Annotated in this window: 3 protein-coding genes; all 3 read right to left on the bottom strand. The window is 54.1% G+C overall.

The genetic code is table 11. The features are described from left to right. Positions 1-183: 183 nt before the first annotated feature. A complete protein-coding gene (locus tag PLF13_15015) occupies positions 184-552 on the bottom strand; it encodes a cupin domain-containing protein (protein ID HOP08580.1) in 369 nt (122 codons plus the stop codon). 130 nt (positions 553-682) lie between these two features. After that, the gene (locus PLF13_15010) at positions 683-1,894 is read right to left on the bottom strand and encodes a choloylglycine hydrolase family protein (protein HOP08579.1); all 1,212 of its coding nucleotides are present in this window, start codon (positions 1,892-1,894) and stop codon (positions 683-685) included. A 125-nt stretch (positions 1,895-2,019) separates the two neighbouring features. Continuing rightward, positions 2,020-2,559 (bottom strand): SAM-dependent methyltransferase (locus tag PLF13_15005; protein ID HOP08578.1); only part of this gene is annotated, 540 nt, incomplete at its 5' end.

Raw genomic sequence — 2,559 nt, 5'->3', positions numbered from 1 at the left:
GAACACCTGACGCCGAAAAAACGTGCGGCAACGTGTACTCTTCTCCTTCGGGCAGTAAAACATGGGGGTCAGTTCTTGCAATGACACATTATTAAAAAAGTATGATGAAAATGTTATAATGCAAGACTTGGCTCTATTATCTTCCTTGCGGTCCATGTGCAGCCGATCGTTAGGCGATGTTTTTCATTCGTTCGTTTTGTTTGGAAATGACATCTCAAGAACAACACAACCTTCTTCTGTTGTGAAAGGTCCATGTACCTCTCCCGGTGGTCTGCTTGCGTAGTGTCCAGTTTCCAACCACATATCAAAGGCCTTATCGAAAAGGCGGCCACTCACAATAAAGACTTCTTCGGGGTAGTCATGACTTTTCCCGCCAAAGGGTGTTGTGTCGGCACCAGGATTAAACCGTGTCAAGCGGGTATATTCCCCCGTTTCGTGATCAATGCTCAATGTCAGTTCTTCCGCAATACCTTCTAACCCCTTAATCGGTTCCCATTTGCCTTTATTTTCTGAACTCAACGGATTCCAGTATGTGATTGTTGTCTTAGCCATTTTTAAATTTTTTCCTCCTAACGTGCAACGCTCTCCATTTTCAGAAACCGCGTGCGGTTTCTGAAATATGTGAGCAGCGTCTTGTGGGAATACTTCGTTTCAGCCTTTCCCAAGTCATCCCGGAAAGAAATTACTGTGGAGTGGCGTCGTCGAACGTGAAACGGCCGGAATCGATCGAGTACGTCTTTACTTTCTCTGCCGTGAAGTCGATCCGCTCGAGATCGACACACTTCACCCTGCCGTCGTGCATGGTGCGGTAGTAGAACTTCAAGTCGGTTGGATCGGAGACCGCGGTCCAATGCGTCGCGCTGGGCATGTCAGGAATGTCGTCACGGTGTTCGGGGGCGAAGGCGGTTCCAATGGGGATGTCAAAGTTGGAGAGTATGTGGAACGCTTGGGATACCGCTTCGAGAGGCGTCTCCATAGGTGGGGCGCTATTGCGGTAAAAAGCAGCTCGGACAAAGCGCGAGGAAGGGGAGTAGTCGCCGGGAAGTCCGAGAGCAGCTGTCCCCGCACCGAAGGAGAATATCGGGTGATCGCCCAGCTTCCGTGGAGGCAGTGTGCCGGGTTGGACGTTGATCAGTGTGTTTAGGTGAGTTACATGCCAGGGGAAACCGGGTGAATTGGTAATCAAACCGACCTCGTTGTCGTACACGTGGACGTTGCCCTCGTCGATGATCTCGATTACTATGTTTCCACCCTTTGCGTCGGTCACCCGCCAGTGCGCTGTAGGGGACGGACGACCGTCTTCGTCGAGATGTGCCGGTGCGACCGTGACCTTGGCCAGCGCCTCGCGCACGTCATCCACCGTGGCACAACGTCCGAGAATCCACCGCACCAGATCTATGTCCGCAATACTGTTCTTGGTGTTCTTCGGATCGAACGGAGCTAGGGATCCGTATCCGGGGAAGTAGAAGAGTCCAGCATTCAACCCCGCTTCGTTTATGCCTTCGCCGACGATTCGGGCCTCGATCAGAGAGATTCCGACATAACCGTAGCGGTTGGACCATGTGATCCCGTTCTTCTCTTTCGGCAGGTGTGATATGAACGATAGGTTTCTCGGCGCGACGACGAGCTCACTTCCCAACGGTCCGCTTGCCCACTCGATTGTCCTTGCATGAACCGACCTTCCGTCTGTCGTCTTGAGAGATATCCCGGTACATGCGGCCGCGGTCCCTTGGAAGACGAATGCTCCCAGAATGAAAGCTGTGAACGAAAGTATCGCGAACGATCCTCCTCTGAACATTGATAGTTGCTCGGTTGCATTGTGTTCGCCCAGCCCGGGCGAGAGAAGTCTCAGCAGATTCGCGAGTTTGTTGCCTTGCCTCGATACAGTAGCCATGTGTTCCCTCCTTTCTTTTTTCCAGCGCCTGAATTAAGCCGCGCCGCGAAGTGGCGTCGGCTTGAATGAGTTGTAAGGCATGATTGGATTTTCCACACTGTCTGAGTCGCCCGGTAATCCCCTCATCACCGCGGCATCAGCGCGAACACACCCCAGCCCAGGTATTCACGGGTATAAGCGGCGTAGCGCTCGGGTTCCGAGGTCAGTTTGGTTCGTACCTCTTTCGCGAACTCGTCGTCGGGATTGTCTTCAAGCCATCGGCGCATGGTGAGCCACTTGGCCGCCTCGTATCTGTCCCATCCGTCTTGGTCTGCAAGAACCATTTCCACGACGTCGTAGCCAAGCTGGCCGAAAGACGCGAGAAGTTCTGGAAGCAGGAGAAAGTCGGAGATTGAGTGGGCAAGACACCCTTTGGCAACATCTTCGCTCGGCGGTAACTGCCGCCAGTAGGGCTCGCCGATGAGAATGATCCCTCCAGGGCGGAGGCTCTGCGCCAGAAGCTCGATAGTTCCGCCGACGCCCCCGCCGATCCACGTGGCACCGAGACAGGCTGCCACGCCGGCCTTCTCGTCAGAGACGAAGCCGGCGGCATCGCCATGGATGAACTTGACTTGATCGGCGACGCCGAGTTCTTCAGCGCGGAGTTTCGCTTGCTCGGTGAACAA

The organism is Candidatus Zixiibacteriota bacterium (genome assembly GCA_035380245.1).
Lineage (GTDB): Bacteria > Zixibacteria > MSB-5A5 > GN15 > FEB-12 > DAOSXA01.
Note: the sequence above shows the minus strand (reverse complement) of the source record. Positions and strands in the feature narration are given on the sequence as shown.

Coding starts and splice junctions, on each gene's coding strand:
- PLF13_15010 (HOP08579.1), bottom strand. CDS start 1,894: ATGGCTACTGTATCGAGGCAAGGCAACAAACTCGCGAATCTGCTGAGA.
- PLF13_15015 (HOP08580.1), bottom strand. CDS start 552: ATGGCTAAGACAACAATCACATACTGGAATCCGTTGAGTTCAGAAAAT.